This is a genomic window from Nonomuraea sp. NPDC049141 (assembly GCF_040648415.1).
Taxonomy (GTDB): Bacteria; Actinomycetota; Actinomycetes; order Streptosporangiales; family Streptosporangiaceae; genus Nonomuraea.
This window is the reverse complement of sequence record NZ_JBEZDR010000093.1, coordinates 1-3,594: the sequence shown is the minus strand read 5'-3', so window position 1 is coordinate 3,594 and position 3,594 is coordinate 1. Positions and strand designations below refer to the sequence as shown.

Genomic DNA, 3,594 nt, shown 5'->3' with positions numbered 1-3,594 from the left:
CGCCTCGTGGGTGTCGATCAGGTCGTCGACGAGCCGGGCGAGCCCTTCGGCGTGACCCTCGCCCGCCATCGTCGCCACCACGTAGCCCTCGGGATCGATCACCGACAGGGTGGGCCAGGCGCGGGCCGCGTACTGCTGCCACATCTCCAGCTCGGGGTCGTCGAGCACGGGGTGGTGCACGCCGTACCGTTCCACGGCGGCGGCCAGCGCGTCCGGGTCCTTCTCGTGCTCGAACTTCGGCGAGTGCACGCCGATCACGACGAGCACGTCGCCGTACTTCTCCTCCAGCGGGCGCAGCTCGTCGAGCACGTGCAGGCAGTTGATGCAGCAGAAGGTCCAGAAATCTAACAAGACACAGCGACCTCGAAGGTCCTTCAAGGTCAGGTTCCGCCCACCCGTGTTGAGCCACTGCCGGCCCCGCAGTTCGGGGGCACGTACGCGCGCTGTCGATCCCATGTCAGCCAGCCTGCCATGTCTTGCTGGAGCCGAGCCGGGCATCGGGGGCTCCTCGGGACGGTGGCGAATCGGTACGGTGTGTGGCATGGGTGCTCTCAAGCCGTGGCACCTCGCCACGCTGTGCTGTGTGGTCTCGTCCGCCGCGCTCATTGGCGGCCTGGTCTGGTTCCTGGTCACGCGGGCGAACCGGCGCTAGCCGGGGCCGACGCTGCGGACGCCATTTCGGTGCCGGTCGTCCCACGGGATGGTTGGCTGGCAGGCCGACGGGCCGCGACAGGTCGACCGGGGCCGTTACACGACCTGGCGGGCGATCGTGGGGAGGACGAAACCGTCCTCGGCGAGCGCACTGGCGAGTTCGTGACGGCGATGGATGCCGAGCTTGCTGTAGGCGCGATGGAGGTGGTTCTCGGCGGTGCGCGCCGAGATGGTCAGCGCCCTGGCGATCGCGGGGGTGTCCATTCCCGTCGCGGCGAGTTCGCTGACCTGCCGTTCCCGGTCGGTCAGAGCCGGAGCGGTCTTCGGCTCGGGCAGCCACTCCGGCCAGGTGCCCTGGTGCTTGCCGAGTAACCGCTGCGTCCTTCTGGCCAGCGCGTTCGTGACCCGGCCGCCACCGAACATCGCCCCGTTGGCCGCAGCTTCCAATGCGAAACCGCGGTATCCGAGCTCCTCGAACGTGGCGCTGACCCGGTTGAGTACCCGTGCGTCTCGGCGGGCCAACGCCTCCGCGTGCTCGGCGAGGAGGGCGAAGAGCCTGCCGTCCGTCCTGGCGGCGAGTTCGCGGACTCGGCCGGCCGCGGCGGCGGACGGGGCGAGCCGCACCTCCACATGCAGGAACTCCGTGGCCATCAGCAGATCCCCGGCCCTGGCCGCCTCGGCCGCCAAACGGCGTAGGAGGGCGGCGGCTCCGGTCCGGTTGCCCGAGATGACCAGTGCCCACACCTCGCCGAAGGCGCCATAGTCGGCAGCGGCGGGCGCCGTCGCGCCCCGACGGAGCCGGGAAAGCAGTTCCTGTGCCTTCTCGACCTGCCCGAGTTGTGCCTCGACGCCGACGCCGATCGCCAGCAGGGTTTCCCGGAATCTGAAGCCAACCTGCTCGGCGGTGAGCGCACGGGCCTCACGCAACCACCTCGCCGCCTGCCCGGCGTCGCCCTGGTAGTAGGCGCAGATCCCGCCCGCGAGGGCGATGGTGGCGACCCCGTCCGGCGTGCCGTGCGCCACGGCGTCCCGGTAGTGGCGTCCGACCAGGTCTGCCGCTTGGCGGACGGCACCGGCCATGATGAGGGTCTGTACGTGGGTGGCCTGGAGGAGCGCGCGCATCGCCGGCCAGATCGACGGCTTTCCGCTCAGGTCCGTGGGGAACTCCGCGGCGGCCCGCTCGGGCCTTCCGCTCAGCAGCAGGAGCCGCGGGCGGAGCGGCGGGACCACGCTCGCCAGGAGCGGATCGCGCGGCGGATGCTGCAAGAGCTGGTCCACCGCGTCGGCTGCCTCGGCGGCCGGGCCGCCGAAGGCCAGGATGAAGGCCTCGGCCGCCAGCAGGTCGGCGTGGACGTCGGCGGGCAGCGCGGCCCGCGCCTCGGCGACCATCTGGAGCGCACTATCGGGCTCGTCGATTCCCCAACATCGGTTGATGGCGCGCAGTGCGGCGGTGTTCGCGCGTGACGCCGGATCGGTCAGGTTCCGGTACGCCTCGGCCAACCAGCGCTCTGCCGAGCGATGACTGCCTTGGGCAAGCAGTGCGCGGCCGAGGTGCCAGGCGGCTGCCGGGCCGTGCACCTGTCGGGCCAGTTGCTCCGCGGTGGCCGCGTCGTGGCCGAGTAACGCCTCCGCGGAGGCTCGCAGCACCTTGTCATCGGAAACCTCGAACCGGGCGGCCAGCCGCCACAGGACGTCGCGGACCCGGTCGGGGGACCCGGTCGCCTCCAGCGCCGTGACCAATTCGGCGTGGCCGCGCCCGGCCCCCACCCGCCCCGGCCGCGTGCGGACGGTACGAGCGGTGATTGGGTGGGCCACGGTGACCAGCGTGGACGGATCGGACTGGTCGAGCCGGATGAGGCCGAGCTCCTCCAGACGTTCGATCACCGACATCGGTGCCAGGCGTTCGATCACGTCGACCGGAGCCCCGTCACCGTAGGCGATGTATCGCAGTGCCGCGGTCTCCTCCGTCGACAACGACTCCAACGGTCCCGTCAACGCGTCACCGGCCCAGGACCGGGCGACCGTGCCCTGTCGCCAGCCCACCACGTGATCGTGGAGGGTCAGCGCGTCGTTCTCGACCGCGTTCCGCAGCAGTTCGCGCAGGAGGAGTGGATTACCTCCGGTGAGCCGCCACATTCCGTCCGCGGTGAGCCCGTCGACGTCGGTGCCGAACGCGGCGGAGACCAGCTGCCTGGTGTGTTGCCAATCCAGTGGTGCGAGATCCACCCGGTCGAGCCGTACGGTCCGGCGCAGCACATCGACCGGGCCCGTGTCGATCGTGGTCTCCGTTGCCGCGAGCAGCACCCGCACCCTGTGCTCCGAGGCCAGCTTTCCCACGAGTCGCGCGGCAGCCTCGTTCATGCCGCTCACGTTGTCGACGGCGAGAACCACCAGGTGCGGTCCGGTCGGTTGAGGAAGGCTCTCGATGAGCCGGTGCAGGGCTCCTGCGGTGTCGAGCGGCTCCATCTGCGGAGCCAGGGGATGGGCCACACCGAGCAGAGCATCATGGTGCGTCATGGTTCCGTTGGCCGGCAGCACGTGGTGGCCCTTGGCCACGCAACGGTGCAGGACGGCCTCCAGGACCCGGCTCTTGCCCACTCCCGTGGGTCCCGTGACCAGCACTGCGCGCCCCTCGGGCGCCAACAGGCGATCGGTCGTCCGGTCGATGTCGGGGTCGCGGCCCACCAGTGGCCACCGCCGTCCGATCTGAGCGGTCGACCTGATCATCGCGTCGGGCACGGGAACTCCTGTTGGGCGGGTGTTCGCAGCACCGGGTCACGAGTCCGGTCTGCCAGGATATCCGGCTGGCAGGACTCCTGGATCGAGCACCGGGCCCGGATGCCGGACACGTCCAGTCGACTCGTTTGCCCAGACGGGTAGCCGTCCCGCCCATTCGCCGCCGCCCTGCTCGTCCGCAACGGGAGCAGCTTCGCGGGCCCGGCC

Annotated in this window: 2 protein-coding genes; both read right to left on the bottom strand. The window is 70.8% G+C overall.

Going from position 1 to position 3,594, the window contains the following annotated elements:
* Positions 1–456 (bottom strand): thioredoxin-like domain-containing protein (locus AB0B91_RS64505; RefSeq protein ID WP_358342893.1); only part of this gene is annotated, 456 nt, incomplete at its 3' end.
* 291 nt (positions 457–747) lie between these two features.
* The gene (locus AB0B91_RS64500; protein ID WP_358342891.1) at positions 748–3,390 is read right to left on the bottom strand and encodes a LuxR C-terminal-related transcriptional regulator; all 2,643 of its coding nucleotides are present in this window, start codon (positions 3,388–3,390) and stop codon (positions 748–750) included.
* Between the last annotated feature and the right edge of the window lie 204 nt (positions 3,391–3,594).